16 protein-coding genes are annotated in these 16,235 nt (G+C 29.4%); 4 read left to right on the top strand and 12 right to left on the bottom strand.

Going from position 1 to position 16,235, the window contains the following annotated elements; genetic code table 11:
- Nucleotides 1-10 precede the first annotated feature (10 nt).
- The 12 genes from B3086_RS08250 to B3086_RS08305 all read right to left on the bottom strand — a co-directional run bounded on the left by B3086_RS08250 (nucleotide 11) and on the right by B3086_RS08305 (nucleotide 12,262).
- Nucleotides 11-940: an ABC transporter permease gene (locus B3086_RS08250; RefSeq protein WP_346848043.1), complete on the bottom strand. Its 930-nt coding sequence runs from the start codon at nucleotides 938-940 to the stop codon at nucleotides 11-13.
- 312 nt (nucleotides 941-1,252) lie between these two features.
- Entirely contained in the window at nucleotides 1,253-2,497 is a 1,245-nt protein-coding gene (locus B3086_RS08255) for a metal-dependent hydrolase family protein (protein ID WP_346878790.1), read from the bottom strand.
- Between the two features lie 214 nt (nucleotides 2,498-2,711).
- Entirely contained in the window at nucleotides 2,712-3,578 is an 867-nt protein-coding gene (locus tag B3086_RS08260) for an SDR family oxidoreductase (protein WP_346848041.1), read from the bottom strand.
- A gap of 66 nt (nucleotides 3,579-3,644) precedes the next feature.
- Nucleotides 3,645-3,848: a heavy metal-associated domain-containing protein gene (locus tag B3086_RS08265; RefSeq protein ID WP_346877457.1), complete on the bottom strand. Its 204-nt coding sequence runs from the start codon at nucleotides 3,846-3,848 to the stop codon at nucleotides 3,645-3,647.
- Between the two features lie 164 nt (nucleotides 3,849-4,012).
- Complete coding sequence (locus tag B3086_RS08270) at nucleotides 4,013-4,201, bottom strand: DUF1858 domain-containing protein (protein ID WP_346848039.1); 189 nt, start codon at nucleotides 4,199-4,201, stop codon at nucleotides 4,013-4,015.
- A gap of 102 nt (nucleotides 4,202-4,303) precedes the next feature.
- The gene (gene rocF, locus B3086_RS08275; protein ID WP_346848038.1) at nucleotides 4,304-5,203 is read right to left on the bottom strand and encodes an arginase; all 900 of its coding nucleotides are present in this window, start codon (nucleotides 5,201-5,203) and stop codon (nucleotides 4,304-4,306) included.
- 449 nt (nucleotides 5,204-5,652) lie between these two features.
- On the bottom strand, nucleotides 5,653-5,937 hold the full coding sequence (locus B3086_RS08280) for a putative quinol monooxygenase (RefSeq protein ID WP_346848037.1): 285 nt from the start codon (nucleotides 5,935-5,937) through the stop codon (nucleotides 5,653-5,655).
- A 246-nt stretch (nucleotides 5,938-6,183) separates the two neighbouring features.
- Nucleotides 6,184-7,119 (bottom strand): carbamate kinase, encoded by a 936-nt coding sequence (arcC, locus tag B3086_RS08285; RefSeq protein WP_346848036.1) that lies wholly within the window; start codon nucleotides 7,117-7,119, stop codon nucleotides 6,184-6,186.
- A gap of 148 nt (nucleotides 7,120-7,267) precedes the next feature.
- The gene (gene argF / locus B3086_RS08290) at nucleotides 7,268-8,263 is read right to left on the bottom strand and encodes an ornithine carbamoyltransferase (protein WP_346877456.1); all 996 of its coding nucleotides are present in this window, start codon (nucleotides 8,261-8,263) and stop codon (nucleotides 7,268-7,270) included.
- A gap of 159 nt (nucleotides 8,264-8,422) precedes the next feature.
- A complete protein-coding gene (gene arcA, locus B3086_RS08295; protein ID WP_346848216.1) occupies nucleotides 8,423-9,655 on the bottom strand; it encodes an arginine deiminase in 1,233 nt (410 codons plus the stop codon).
- Between the two features lie 128 nt (nucleotides 9,656-9,783).
- Nucleotides 9,784-10,974, bottom strand: a complete 1,191-nt coding sequence (locus tag B3086_RS08300) for a MerR family transcriptional regulator (RefSeq protein ID WP_346848034.1) — start codon at nucleotides 10,972-10,974, stop codon at nucleotides 9,784-9,786.
- Between the two features lie 262 nt (nucleotides 10,975-11,236).
- Complete coding sequence (locus tag B3086_RS08305; protein WP_346891758.1) at nucleotides 11,237-12,262, bottom strand: low specificity L-threonine aldolase; 1,026 nt, start codon at nucleotides 12,260-12,262, stop codon at nucleotides 11,237-11,239.
- A gap of 238 nt (nucleotides 12,263-12,500) precedes the next feature.
- On the opposite strand from B3086_RS08305, the gene B3086_RS08310 reads away from it, so the two are divergent.
- The 4 genes from B3086_RS08310 to B3086_RS08325 all read left to right on the top strand — a co-directional run bounded on the left by B3086_RS08310 (nucleotide 12,501) and on the right by B3086_RS08325 (nucleotide 16,183).
- Nucleotides 12,501-13,361: a metallophosphoesterase gene (locus tag B3086_RS08310; protein WP_346893180.1), complete on the top strand. Its 861-nt coding sequence runs from the start codon at nucleotides 12,501-12,503 to the stop codon at nucleotides 13,359-13,361.
- Between the two features lie 129 nt (nucleotides 13,362-13,490).
- Nucleotides 13,491-14,954 carry a UDP-N-acetylmuramoyl-L-alanyl-D-glutamate--2,6-diaminopimelate ligase gene (locus B3086_RS08315; RefSeq protein WP_346893182.1) on the top strand — a complete coding sequence of 488 codons (1,464 nt, stop codon included), beginning with the start codon at nucleotides 13,491-13,493 and terminating at the stop codon, nucleotides 14,952-14,954.
- A 109-nt stretch (nucleotides 14,955-15,063) separates the two neighbouring features.
- The gene (locus B3086_RS08320; protein WP_035132870.1) at nucleotides 15,064-15,855 is read left to right on the top strand and encodes an SDR family NAD(P)-dependent oxidoreductase; all 792 of its coding nucleotides are present in this window, start codon (nucleotides 15,064-15,066) and stop codon (nucleotides 15,853-15,855) included.
- Nucleotides 15,856-15,877: 22 nt separating this feature from the next.
- Nucleotides 15,878-16,183, top strand: coding sequence for a hypothetical protein (locus B3086_RS08325; protein ID WP_035132868.1), 306 nt, complete (start codon nucleotides 15,878-15,880; stop codon nucleotides 16,181-16,183).
- The last annotated feature ends 52 nt before the right edge of the window (nucleotides 16,184-16,235 follow it).

Genomic DNA, 16,235 nt, shown 5'->3' on the forward strand with positions numbered 1-16,235 from the left:
ACATCACCTCCTACGCTTCAACATTTTCTAATTTAATTCTTGGATCTATAATTACATACATAATATCCACAATTAAATTACATAGTATAAGAAGTGTACTATAGAATATAGTTACTCCAAGTATAGTTGTATAATCTCTATTTGTTATTGTAGTTACAAACTCTCTTCCAAGTCCGGGTATAGCAAATATCTTTTCTACTACAAAGCTACCAGTTAATATTCCTGCAATCAATGGACCTACGTAGGTTACTATAGGGATTAATGTATTTCTAAGAGCATGTTTAAACATGATTCTTCTACCATTAACTCCTTTTGCCTTTGCAGTTCTAATATAATCTGATTTCAAAACTTCTAAAAGTTTAGATCTTGTAAGTCTAGATATAAATGCTATGGAATATCCAGCTAGAGCTACTGATGGTAAAATATAACTCTTTAAGTTATCTAACCCTGTTATTGGAACTAAGCTTAGTTTAACTCCAAATACATACATCAATAATGTAGCTATAACAAAGCTTGGCAATGTAACTCCCAGTGTAGCAAGTACCATACATATTGAATCTGGCCACTTATTATATTTAAGAGCAGCAATTATCCCTAAAAGTATTCCAAAAATTAAGGAAATTGCCACAGCTACTCCACCAAGTTTAGCAGATGCCGGGAAAGAATAACCTATTATTTCTTGTACTTCTCTTCCTTTGTATCTCATACTTGGACCTAGATCCCCCTTAAGCAAGTCCTTTAAATACATAGAATATTGCTCACCTAAAGATTTATCTAATCCATATTTTGCTTCTAAACTAGCCTTTATTTCTGGTGGTAGTGGCTTTTCACCATCAAAAGGTCCACCAGGCATTAATCTCATTAAAAAAAATGTCGCAGTGATAACTATAAATATAGTTACTACACTTATACCTAGTCTTTTTAGAATGTATTTAATCAAATTCTCACCCCCCATTTTTTATATGATATATATATATTGATTTATTCTCTCAATATTCCATTAATTTTTGTTTAATCCATTACTTTTTAATGATAAATTAATAACAATCTTCATATATATCTATATTTCACTATTTCTTAATGGGTTAATGTGCTTTGTTGCTCAATAAAGCTAAGTAATTATATTTTTCAAAAAAAGAAAAGCGCCTTAAAATTTTGCACTCTTTAAGATATTTATTCACATTTCATTAAGGAAATGATGCTTAAACATCAATTTAAGATCTAGTGTATTTTAAGACAACTCTTTAAACTATTAATTTATATTTTTCTTTACAAAGGTACCTTCCTTCATAATTATCTGCATGTTACCACTTCTTATATCATGAATATCCTTTAATGGATTTCCATTCAATACAATAATATCAGCAAACTTACCTGACTCCAAAGTGCCTGTTATATCATCAATTTTTAGCATTTCTGCTCCATTTTTTGTAGCTGCTAAAATTACCTCCATATTGGTAAGTCCAGCTTTACAAAGAGTATACATTTCAGTTATTGCATATTCTCCATAGGGAGTTAAGCTACTACAGAAGGAATCTGAACCTACTGTTATTCTTATTCCCTTTTTATTTGCATTTCTTAGATTACTTATTATACGATTTAGCTCCTTTTCAGCTACTGTCTCTCCCTCATAATCATCTAAAATTTTTCTATAGGGAGGCTCGTACACTGTAAACCATTGATAGAAGAATTGAAGGGTTGGACAAAAGCTTATATTCTTTTCCTTCATTATTTCTAAACATTCTTCATTTAATTCCTGACCATGGATTATAGCAGAAACTCCTGCCTTACATGAATTTAAAGCTCCTTCATAACCTTCAGCATGAGACCAAACCGGTAATCCAACCATATTGCATTCATCTACCACAGCTTGTATTTCCTCCATACAATAGTGAGATGCTGCTTTGGCATCATGTCTCCATATACCTCCTCCAGTAGACCATATTTTTATAGCATCAGGATTTTCACGTATTCGTTTTCTGATAGACTTACGCAATTCCCAAGGTCCATCAACTCTTTCTGCCCATGGATGTGAATCTTCATTATAGTTCAATGGTAAATTATGTGAATCTCCATGTCCTGAAGTTCTACAAAATCCTAAACCTGTTGCAACTATACGTGGTCCTGGTATTATTCCTTCTTCAATCATATTTCTAAGATGAATTCCAGAACGAGAAATTTCACCTACGGATGTTAGTCCATGCTCCAAAGCTTCTCTAGCTTGAGCAACAGCTACTATTGTCTTTTGTATCACAGGCTCTAATACCCACTCTGTATCACTATCTGTTCTATTTCCACTAAAATGTAGATGAGAATCTATAAGCCCTGGCATAATAGTTTTTCCTGATATATCTATTATTTCATAATTCTCTTCTATTTCTTTCATCACTCCAGCATAAGTAATTTTCTTATTTTCAACAAGAACTAAGGAATTTTCTACAGGTTCAGTTCCTGATCCATCTATCAATAGTCCTCCTATAAATGCTATACTTCTCATATTTTACCCCCCAAAAATTATTCACATTATTATGGCTTCACTTTGATATACTCCAATAGTTTGCCTCAACTCATTATTATACCATATATGTAAAATTAAACAGGGTTAATTTTATGTTTTTTATAATTTATTTCATGAAAATAAAATGAGTAGACAATAATTACATTATCTACTCATGGTCTAACTAAGTAACTTAATTTAATTATATAAATTATTAACTAGTTATAAATTGACCACCATTTATATGAATAGTTTCTCCAGTTATAAATGAAGCCCCATCTCCAGCTAAGAATACATAGCTCTCTGCAATTTCAACAGGCTGACCTGCTCTTTTAAACAAGGTATTACTGCCGAAAGTAGATACCTTATCACTATGAAAGGATGATGGTATAAGTGGTGTCCATACTGGACCTGGTGCCACTGCATTTACCCTTATTCCTCTTGTAGCCAATGACTTTGATAAACTTCTAGTTAGGGCTGTTAAAGCTCCTTTAGTACAAGAATAATCTATTAAAGTTTCATTTCCTTCATATGCTGTTACAGAAGTTGTATATATTATTGAATCCCCCTTCTTCATATGAAAGAGTACTTCTTTTGTTAAATAGAAAGCTCCAAAGAAGTTTGTATCAAAGGTTTTATGTAATTGCTTACTAGTTATCTCATTAATTTGTTGACACTCATGTTGTTCTGCAGAATTTGATACAAAAATATTTATAACTCCATACTTTTGTACTACTTTTTTTATAGCTTCCTTGCAGAAGTCTTCATTACCAATATCTCCAGAGATGAGCAAACACTCTCCTCCTCTTTCTTCAATAAGACTTTTTGTTTCCTTAGCATCTTCATGTTCATTTAAATAAATTATACATACCTTTGCTCCTTCTTTTGCATATAGTATAGAAATAGCCCTTCCTATACCACTATCTCCCCCTGTAATTAAAGCTACTTTGCCCTTTAATCTGTCTGAAGTTTTATGATAATCATTTATTTCATAGATAGGTTTTGGTTCCATTTCACTTTCAATGCCTGGCTGTATACTTTGATGTTGAGGCTTAAACCCAATTGGAAAATTGTAGTCCATTTTAATACTCCTTATCTATATATAGAAATTAATATTTTAACTCCATTACTCTTGCTCTATCTTTTTTTACTTTACTATATACCCTGTATGAGAAATACAGTCCTTAATTTCTTCTGGAGTTGCTGGACTGTTATAATTTACTTCCACTGTACCTCTTGCTATATCAACACAGACCTGTTGTACACCATTAATTTTATCTAAAGAATTATTTAACTTAGTTCTACTTTCTGAATTTACTAATCCTGAAACATTATAATGTACTGATTTCATTTTAATTTACCTCCAATTATTAGTTTTCTAATATATTATCTTTTAAAAGAGCAATTTTTATGCATAGAAATACTAATTCTAAACTATACACCTTTCATTTTTGTAAATTAATCTATAAAAAAAGACACTACCTATGTAGCGTCTTTAAATCTTATATTTTATTCCTAAATAGCTTGGAGTTTACTTAATAAGTCATCTATTTCTAATCCGTGAACCATACATGCTTCTTCAAGAGTTTCCGCTTGTGCTGAAGGACATCCAACACAACCCATACCAAAACTCATTAAAACTTCTGCTGCTTTCTCATTTTGTCTTATTACTTCCCCAATAGTCATTTCCTTTGTTACTTGCATAACTATTACCTCCATTTTTATTTTGATTAACTTAGATATAAATATATATCATTAAACATAGTATACTACATTTCTACAGATTTAATTATTTAATTTTTATATCTATATTAATTCACCTATTTTTTTTATTAATGCCATACAACTTTTTAACGTAGTATCAGTATCATCTAAACATGGATTAAATTCTACAAAATCCATAGATTTAACTAATCTAGTATTAAATATACTAGTTAATAACTTCTCTGCATCATTTATATTAAATCCATTTGGAACTGGAGTTCCCGTTCCTTTTATTAATTTTGGATCTACAGAATCTATATCAAAGCTAATATGAATATTATTTATTCCTCGTGCTTTTAAACCTTCCAAAAGCTCCTTACACACTTTATCTACACCTATTTCTATTACTTTATCCATAGTCCAAACAGTTAAATTTTTATCTTTAATTAATTGAAGTTCACCTTCATCTAAATCTCTTGCTCCAATTATAAATACATTTTCCTTTTTAACTTTTATACCATTAAAATATAAAGTTGTTAAAGATTCATCTCCAAAACCCATTGATGCAGCTAATGGCATACCATGAACATTTCCTGTAGGACTTGTCTCAAAGGTATTTATATCTCCATGAGCATCAATCCATATTACAGCTAAATCTCCCTGGAAATATCTACTTGAACCAGCAACACTTCCCATAGCTAAAGCATGATCTCCACCTAAAGTTATAGGAAAACCTCCACCGCATAGGGAACTATAAACTGAATTAGCTAAATTCTCAGTTACTTCTATAATTTCATTAATGTATTTTGCATTTACTCCGGCCGCAAAAGGTTGCTTATCCTTTGTATTATTAACATAAATATTACCTAAATCATATACCTTATTTTTATGATTTTCTAATAATTTTTTAATTCCATTTTCTCTTAATTCATCTGGTCCATTTTCTACCCCTGCTCTATCACATCCATAATAAAGAGGTACTCCAATTAAGTTAATATCCATATAAATCCCCTCCGTTAAAATGCCACTTATGTTATATTAGCATTCAGTCAAATTTTACTTTCAAATCCCTATTTCTATTATGTATCTATCTAATATAACGTAGAAATTTATCAGCAATTATTACTTTATTCCAAAACTAATAAAATTACAATAGAAAACTAATATTTATTTTATCGAATATATATATTTTTATATAATAACTGTTATAATATTCACTGTTCTAATGGATAATTATGTGGTTAACTTAAAGGTTTTATAATATATGTAATAAACTTCATTTCATTTTAAAGAATATTTTATAAAAATTTCAATATATTAAACTTTTCATATATTCCATTGCCTGTTATTAAAATATGTATTTTTATACATACATCAAGTTATAATTTAGGAATACTTTCTCAAATATAATAAAGCCTATTTCAATATTATCTTTGAAATAGGCTTTCTATCTATATTTTTTTATAAAGAGTTATTTCTGTTTCTCCCTCTTGAAGTTTAGCGAGTTCTGGTACAAGATTAGTAAAATGTATTGTATTGTTATGTAACTTTATTGCTTCTTCACTCTCCCAAACCTCAATGAATGCAACTACATCACTATTTCTTAAATCTTCGTAAAGATCATACTCTATACATCCAGTTTCTTTCCTACTTTCTTCTATAAGTTTATTGGCTAAATTTTTAAATTCTTCTTTTTTATCTTTTTTTATAGTCTTTTTTGCTACAATAGTAATCATATTCATATACCTCCAATATAAATTATTTTAGTTAATGTTCACCATAATATTTTCCCTACATGCTTTAAGCTTCATAGATTTTAACCTTCACTGAATATAAAAATATAAAAATATAAAAATAGTTAAACACCCTATAAAAGAATTATATCACCTTTACTAAAATTTACATATAAAAATGAGGACTTAAAACAGCTTTCACAGATGCTTTAAATCCTCATACTCTAGTTTTACCCAGATAAAATTCGATTATTTTTCTATTATAGTTCCTGTTATACCATGTAAAGCTTCTTTAGCTTTTTCTAGTGAAGTTATTAAAGCTTTACCATTATTACTAAATTTAACATAGTCCATACATGCTTCTACCTTAGGTAGCATTGAACCTTTAGCAAAATGGCCTTCTTGTATATATTTACCAGCCTCTTCTAGATTAACTTCTGATAGTTCTTCTTGATTTGGTTTATTAAAGTTTATACAAACTCTATCAACAGCTGTTAAAATAACTAGCATTTCTGCATCTAAATCTTTTGCAAGTTTTGCGCTTGATTTATCTTTATCTATAACTGCTGCAACACCTCTAAGAGATCCATCAGATTCCTCTACTACAGGAATACCGCCACCACCAACAGTAATAACTATAGTTCCTTGTTCAACTAATTGTTTAACTGTTTCAAGCTCTACAATTTTTTGCGGCTGTGGAGATGCAACTACTCTTCTATATCCTCTACCTGCATCTTCTACAAATGTAAATCCTTTTTCTGCAGCTATCTTTTCTGCTTCTTCCTTACTATAGAACATTCCTACTGGTTTACTTAAGTTTTTAAAAGCTTCATCATTTTCATCAACTACAACTTGAGTAACTACAGTTGCAACATTTTTTCTAATTCCTCTAGATATAAGCTCTGTTCTAATAGATTGTTGTAAGTGATATCCAATATATCCTTGACTCATGGCACCACATTCTGCAAAAGGCATTAATGGAGTATTTGCTCCATTATTTGCTGCAAATTCCATAGCTAAGTTTATCATTCCAACCTGTGGACCATTACCATGGCCAACAATTACATTATAGCCTTCTTCTACTAAATCAACGATGGTTTTTGCTGTATGCTTAACTAAATCTAATTGTTCTTCAGCTGTTTTTCCTAAGGCGTTTCCCCCTAAAGCTATTACTAGTTCCTTCATTTAATTCACCCCATATATAATTTAAATATAAAATATGTTGAGACTACTATATTTTTATCTATGCCTTAAATATAATATTTTATTGTTTAGCTAATTAAATAATAGGTTAAACCCCTTCCTTTCTTAATTTTAAGAAGGGGTTTAATTATTATAGCCCTATAGTTGCAGCCATAACTGCTTTAATTGTATGCATTCTATTTTCAGCTTCATCAAATACTACAGATTGTTTTGACTCAAATACCTCATCAGTAACTTCCATTTCTGTCATTCCAAATTTTTCTCCCATTTCTTTTCCTACTACAGTTTTTAAATCGTGGAATGCTGGTAGACAGTGCATGAATATAGCTTCTGGTTTAGCATTTTCCATTGCAGTTCTATTCACTTGATATGGTCTTAGCTCTTTTATTCTTGCTTCCCAAACTTCATCTGGTTCTCCCATAGATACCCAAACATCTGTATATATAACATCTGCATTTTTTGTTCCAACCATAACATCTTCAGTTAATGTTACAGTACATCCATTTTCCTTTGCAATTTCCTTGCAAGTTTCAACTAGCTCCTCAGCTGGGAATAATTCTTTAGGTGCACAAGCTGTAAAATTTAAACCCATTTTTGCACAAGCAACCATTAAAGAGTTACCCATATTATTTCTGGCATCACCCATATATACAAAGTTAATTCCTTTTAATCTTCCAAACTTCTCTTCTATAGTCAATAAGTCTGCAAGCATTTGAGTTGGATGGAATTCAGTTGTTAATCCATTCCAAACTGGAACTCCTGCATAAGCTGCTAATTCTTCAACTATTTCTTGATCAAAACCTCTATATTCTATACCATCATACATTCTACCTAATACTCTAGCTGTATCTGCAATAGATTCCTTTTTACCCATTTGAGAACCTGTAGGTCCTAAATAAGTAACACCCATACCTAAATCCATAGCTCCTACCTCAAAGGAACATCTTGTTCTAGTAGAATCCTTAGCAAATAATATTGCAACATTCTTTCCCTCTAAATTTTTATGAGGTACTCCAGCTCTCTTTAAATTTTTGAAGTCCTTAGATAAGTCTAATAAATATCTAATTTCCTCTGGTGTAAAATCTAATAATTTTAAAAATGAACGTCCTCTTAAATTAATTGCCATTGTTATACTCCCCCTAATATGTTGTTTTTTATATAATTTTATTTTATTCTTCTTCAGTATTTAATTATTGGATACTTAAAGAAGATTTTTTATTTTACAAATATATTATATTTTTATTTAATTTAAAATACACAATAAATGTTGGTTATATTTGTGTTATTAAACCTCACGAATCAAAGGCATAGACATACACCTAGGGCCTCCACGTCCCCTTGATAATTCAGATGATGGTATAACATGAGTTTTTATCCCATACTCTTCCAATATCTTGTTAGTTACATAATTCCTTGAATATACAATAACTTCACCTGGTCTTATACATAAAGTATTAGAGCCATCATTCCATTGCTCTCTTTGTGAAATTACATAATCTCCTCCACCACATCGAATTAACTTTACATCACATTCTAAATATTTCGACAATACCTCTTGTAATGTCATACTTTCCTTAGTAATTTTCACTTTTCCATTTTCCCCTTTAGTTAATTCAAATATTTCAAGAGGTCCTTCTATTTGTGGGTGAATAGTGAATTTATCATAATCAACTTGAGTAAATACTGTATCTAGGTGCATATATGCTCTAGTCTTTGGTATTTTAAATGCTAATACAGTTTCAATTTTGCTATCTGGTGTTTCAAAGAATATTCTCTCTGATATTTTTTCAATTGCCTGTGGAGCTGTCCTTTGAGATATTCCAATTGCAAGAACCTTTTCAGATATATTAAGAATATCTCCCCCCTCTATATTATAATCAAAATCTCTGTCATAAAGCCTATTAGTTCCCTTAAAATCAGGATGATATTTAAATATAAAGTGTGCATATATAGTTTCCCTATTTCTTGTTTCAGAATACATCCTATTTAAGCTTATTGAATTTCCAATGGATGCAAAGGGATCTCTCGTAAAATAAAGATTTGGCATTGGATCTGTAATAAATGGATATGCCTCATTTAAAAAATCCTCTAAATGCCTTGCTTTTGCTTTCTTCAATTCTGACTTACTAATTCCAGCCATAGTCTTTCTAATTAACTCTTCATTGCAATTAAAACTAATTAAATAGTTATATAATTCTTCTTTAACTTGTTCACTCTCTACTTTAGCTTCTTTTATAAACATTTTAATAAATTCATCTTTAACATCTGGGTCTTCCATTACTTTTGCTGCCAATTCATGTAAATATACAACTTCTACTCCATTGTCTCTTAAAACCTGTGCAAAGGCATCATGTTCTTCCTGTGCTACTTTTAAATAAGGAATATCATCAAATAATAATCTCTCCAGATATTCCGGTGTTAAATTCTCAATTTCTGCACCAGGCCTATGCAACAAGACTTTTTTTAATGGTTTAATTTCGCTTGTAACATTTATTCCCATAATTCTTTCCTTTCTTATACAACATTTTGTTAATTAAAAATACTTTATTTAAATTAACAATTTTTTATTTATAATATCAATATCCCATAACCTAAGTAATAAATTAAATTATGTAATATTGTTTTACACAAGTAAAAGTTTACACTCTATTTATTTTTAGCCTTGAACAAACCTAAACTATTGGTTATAAAAATTTCTCCATTTTTATCAATTATTTTTTTTATATAACCTTCAAATTCTTTTTTCTTAGAATCAATAATGTCTAATATATTTCCAGGTATAGAATAGATATATTCTAATATATTATTGGTGTCATTAACTATAAGCTTATCATCATACAAAACTTTCTCTACTGTATTAAAATACTTACTAAGTATTTTTTCCCCATTCTCTAATCCAAATTTACAAGATAACTTATCTTCATATATGCGTATATTACTACTAAAGCTTAACATTAATTCTTGTAACTCCCTTAAATGATTACTTCCAATAGTAGAACAGTATACTACTCCATTAGGTTTAATAACTCTTTTTATCTCAGCCAGAGCTAAATCTATATCTTTCATAAAAAATAATATATGATTAGCAATTACTACATCAAAACTATTATCATCAAAGGGTAATGATGTTAAATCAGTTATTATAAAATTAAACCTTTTAGAATTATCTCGTAAATTTAACTTTGCTTCATTTATCATATCTTCACATATCTCTGTTAGCGTAACCTCTATACTCTCATGTAGATTGTCCATATTTTTAGCCCATAGAACTCCATTACCACAACCTATTTCTAAAACCTTATCCTTCTTTTTGATTTTCATATTATCAAATACCCATGGATACCAACCATACCTATTTGTTGAGAATCTATCCATTAACTTCACACCTTCATTTAAATTAGATGCATCTCTACTACGTTGCAGTAATTCCTTCTCACTCTCTAAAGATTTTATTACATCAATAGCCTCTTCCCATTTCATATTAGAGTTCTCATTCATACTAAATTCAGCTGTTTCTATAGCATTTAATACTACCTTCATATTATTCATCTTATTTTTAATAATACTTTTCTGAAGTTTCAGAGAATTCATCATATCTTCTTTCTTATAATCACAATTTTCTGTGCTTATAATTTCATCTAAGGATAATCCCAGGTACTTTAAAGCTAAGATTTTTTTTAATTTTATAAAATCTTCATCAGAGTAATATCTATATCCTAGGTTATTAGTATATGATGGCTTAAGAATTCCTTTGCTATCATAATATCTAATAGTTCTAATGGTAACTCCTGCTTTCTTTGCAAATTCCCCAGTGGTATAAAATTCATCACTATTCATATTTATCCCTCCAAAGCAATCGTATACCTTACCCTATATTAATATAATAGAAGGTTACGTAAGGTAACTGTCAATACCTTTTTATGAATTTTATTACATTTATACAACATACTTAGTGCTGTATGTAATAATTGTATCATAATTTTGCATAATATTCTTACTTTTTTACTCAACTTCAAACTATCTATCTAATACTTATATTGTTATAAAAGTAAAAAGACAGAATTGACTAGTTAAATCTAGTTTTCTATCTTTTTATATATTAATTATATAATTTCACATCAGCTATAAACTCCAATACTTTTTCCTCATTTGTTGCCCAAGATGTGACAAGACGAATTGCTGAATTCTCTTTATCGATTTTTTCCCAAATCAAAAATAAGTATTTTTTTTTAAGACTATTAATTAATTTATTAGGGAGTATAGGAAAGACTTGATTACTAGATGAATTTATCATAAAACTGTGACCAGCATCTTTAATACCCTTTTTAAGGATTTGTGCCATATTATTAGCGTGAGTTGCTAAATCAAAATATAGATTATCCTTAAATAATTCTTCAAATTGAATTCCTAGTATTCTTCCCTTTGCAAGTAGAGCTCCCTTTTGTTTAATATGGTATCTGAAATCCTTTTTTAAAGTATCTCTACATATTACAAGAGCTTCTCCTATTAAAGCTCCTCCTTTAGTTCCACCTATATAAAAGGCATCTACTAATTGAGCCAATTCATAGATTTTCATATTGTTTTCATTAGAACATAGTGCAGAGCCTAATCGTGCACCATCAACATAGAGATATAAATCGTGTTTTTTACACACTTCACTTAACTCTTCTACCTCTTCCCTTTTATATATTGTTCCTATTTCTGTAGAGTTAGAAATATATACAAGTTTTGGCTTTACCATATGTTCATCAGTGTGCTCTTCTATTACAGCTTCTATATTTTTTCTGGTTAATTTTCCATTTTCCACGTCTACAGAAATAACCTTATGCCCTGTAGCCTCAATGGCTCCAGTTTCATGAACTAGCACGTGACCAGTATCTGCTGCAATTACCGCTTCATGAGGTCTTAAGAATGCTGATAAAGCAGTAAGATTAGTTTGTGTTCCTCCAACTAAAAGATGAACATCTACATCTTCTCTTCTTATTTTTTCCTTAATTAACTTAATAGCTCTTGCTGTAAATATATCTTCTCCATAACCTTCACTCTGCTCCATATTACACTTGATTAATGCCTCTAATATTCTTGGATGCGCTCCTTCACTATAGTCATTTTTAAAGCTATACATAATAATATTACCTCCATTTTTTCATATTCTATCACTTTGCCATAGAAATATCAATAAAGGCTAAATAGACTTATGAAAGGAGTTCTTATTATGATTTTGCACTTATTACATATATGTTAAATATTGTACATTTCTCTTTAGTAAAGAAATTTATTTGTGTATACTATAAATAAATTAGTTTTAAAATTGCTATTTAATATAATAGAACATGCTAATAATTAATATAAGGATGTGTAATATGAATATAAAAAAATTAATAATTGTAATGATTTTACTAATATTTATTATAACTTTCTGTTATTGGCAAAATAATAATATAGTTGTAACTAATATAGATTACGTAAACTCAAAAATTCCTAGTGGTTTTAATGGATATAAAATTCTTCAAATTTCTGATTTACATAATAAAGAATTTGGAGCTAATCAAAAAAATCTTATATCCTTAACTAAAGAAATTAACCCGGATATAATTGTAATTACTGGTGATTTAATTGATAGCCGAAGAACAAATAAAGATAATATGAATATAGCTACTTCCTACATTAAATCAGCTGTAGATATAGCTCCCGTATACTATGTATCTGGAAATCATGAATCAAGATCAGATTTATATGATGAATTAAAAATCATCTTTAAAGAGTATGGTGTCATAAATATGGACAACATTCATAAAAATATACAGTTAAATGGTGTTACTATTTCTCTTTTAGGACTAGCAGACATATGCTTTAATCCCATAGATAATTACGAGTACCCTAACTGTCCTTTTAGCTTTAATGAAATATTGGGGAATTTAAAAACTGAAAGTAAAAATAATTTTACTATTCTCCTTTCTCATAGACCCGAGCTAATTACACTTTATGCCAAAGAAAATATAGATTTAGTATTTTCTGGTCATGCCCATGGTGGACAAATTCGCCTTCCTTTTTTAGGTGGAATTATAGCTCCAGATCAAGGCTTTTTCCCCAAATATACTAATGGAATTCATAAATTAACCTCTACATCCTTAGTAGTTAGTAGAGGTCTTGGTAATAGTCTCGCTCCTCAAAGAATATTTAATCGTCCTGAATTAGTAGTTGTAACTTTATCAAATGAATAATTATTTAACACTAAATCATTTTTTAATAAGCACTTTTTGCATTATTTTAAGCAATATAAACACTATTTATAGGAAATCTACTCCGTATAATAAGAATATACGAGTTTATTTAATTGCGGAGGAATAATTATGAAGTTATATAAATTGCTTAATCAAATTAGTTACATTTTAATAAATGGATATGTGGATATAAACATCGAAAACGTGAGTTATGATTCTAGAGAGATAAAGCCAAACTCCTTATTTATATGTATAAATGGTAATAATATTGATAGTCATAATCTTATCGATGAAGCAGTTGAAAATGGTGCTATTGCCATATTAGTAGAGAAAGATATTATTTATTCAAATAATGATATAGTTATGATAAAAGTGAAAGATACTAGAATTTCTTTGGCTAATATATGTAATATATTTTATAAGGAGCCCTCAAAAGGAATAGAACTTGTAGGAGTAACAGGAACAAATGGGAAAACTACAATTACACATTATATTAAAGATGTATTAGAATCCACTGGAAAAACTGTAGGTGTCATCGGCACCTTAGGATTCAAACTTACCAATCAAAAAGTAAATATTAGCAAAACTACTCCAACTACTCCTGAAGCTTTGGAACTTCAAAAAGCCTTTAGAGAATTTAAAGATAATAATGCCAACAGTGTCATTATGGAAGTTACTTCTTCTGCTCTAGCAAAACACAGAGTAGATTTTTGTGATTTTGATATAGGAATATTTACCAACTTATCTCAAGATCATTTAGATGAACATGGTACCATGGAAGCATATAAAAGAGAAAAAATGAAGTTATTTTATAAATGCAAATTAGGAATTATTAATATTGATGACAATGTTTCAAAAGAAATAATAAAAGAAGTGCCATGTAAAATACTAACTTATGGAATAGAAAATTCAGCTGATATTCAAGCTACTGATGTAATGTATAGAAGGAATTCTGTTAGTTTTAAAGTGAATTTTAAAAAAACTTGTAATGAAGTTAATGTAAAAATTCCCGGTAAATTTACCGTATACAATATATTAGCTACAGTAGCTGCATGCTATTCCTTAGGAATGAGCATTGAGAACATTATAACACTACTCCCCAATATTAACCCTGTTCCTGGTAGAATTGAATTGATAAAAAACAACTTAAATAAAAATATAATAGTAGATTATGCTCATACTCCAGATGCTTTGGAGAAACTCCTCATTATGGCAATAGAAATAACCTGTGGACGAATTATTACCGTCTTTGGTTGTGGCGGAGATAGAGATACAACCAAGCGTGGAATTATGGGTAAAATAGCTGGCTCTTTATCAGATTATTGTATAATTACTTCTGATAATCCTAGAACTGAAAATCCAAGATTAATCATCGATGATATAGAATTAGGAATGTTATCTACAATGACTCCTTATGAAAAAATTATTAATAGAAAAAATGCTATAGAAAAAGGATTAAAAATACTAAAAGATGATGATTTGCTTATAATTGCTGGAAAAGGTCATGAAGACTATCAAATTATAGGTAAAAGAAAATTTCATTTTGATGATAGAGAAGTTGCTATAAATGCTATTAAAAACTTTTTAAAATAAGACAATCTATTATTGATTAATGGCTTATGGATAATTTTCCATAAGTCATTATTTGTATAAGAAGAATTATAAGTGAAATAAAACACATACTAACCTAGAGGTGATAATATTGAAACACATATTAATAACTGGTTGTGGTTCTGGTCTTGGACGTAAAGCAGCTATAACCTTGGCCAGTAGAGGTCACTATGTTTATGCAACCACTCATACCGATGAACAGGCATACAAATTAAATATGTTAAATAGAAAATGGAAACTTCCCATTGAAAGCTTTAAGTTAGATGTATTGTGTAAAGAGGATAGAGAAAAAGTAAGAGACTTACCTATAGACGTACTAATAAATAATGCTGCCATAGGAGATTCTGGCTCCGTAGCTGAGATAGATGTAAACAGATTTAGAGCTACTTTTGAAACCAATGTGTTTTGTCCTATAGAATTGACTCAGATTGTTTTAAAAGGAATGATAAAAAGAAGAAAAGGAAGAATTATATTTCTATCTTCCTTAACTGGTCGCATGGCTATACCATTTTTATCGCCCTACTGTTCTACTAAATTTGCCCTTGAATCCATTGGGTATTGTTTAAATAAAGAACTTAAGCAACTTCCAAGAGTGAATATTCCTGTAATCTTAATTGAACCTGGTTCCTATGCTACAGGTTTCAATCAATTAAATATAAGTAAACAGTTTAATTGGATGAAGGTAAACTCATACTTTAAAAATAAAATAAATAAATTACAGAGGAAACAATATCTATACTTTAAACTTACTGAATCATCTAATTTGGATAGCATAGTTATGAAATATGTAGCTGCTACAGAAGAACCTCACCCTAAATTTAGATACATAGCTCCTTGTGTTCAGGGATGTGCTGTAAAAGCTAAAAACATATTAAAAAACTAATTATATTATAAGGAGGCTCATAATGAATAGCAAATATAACAATAACTTTGAAGAAATTCTATTTAAGCCAAAAGATATTATTTCTTCTATGGATGATGATTTAGACTATGTAACTACTTTAAATAAAGATCTAGATCATATAAAAATTAATGATGATTTCTCCAACGAAGAACAGGTTAAGGATCAACATACAATTCAAACCCAAAACTCTAAAAATATACTAATAGATTCATTAGGTAAAACAGAGAAAGGTCATGAAACCCTAAGTAATCTTAGTGATAGAAAAGACTCTGTAAATCTAAATAGCTTACCTTTAATGAATAAATAAATGAAGCCATAAAATGACTATGTGACATTCATATCATATAGTCATTTTTATA

The sequence above is a fragment of the Clostridium sp. UBA871 genome (assembly GCF_002295255.1).
GTDB classification, from domain to species: domain Bacteria; phylum Bacillota; class Clostridia; order Clostridiales; family Clostridiaceae; genus Clostridium_J; species Clostridium_J sulfidigenes.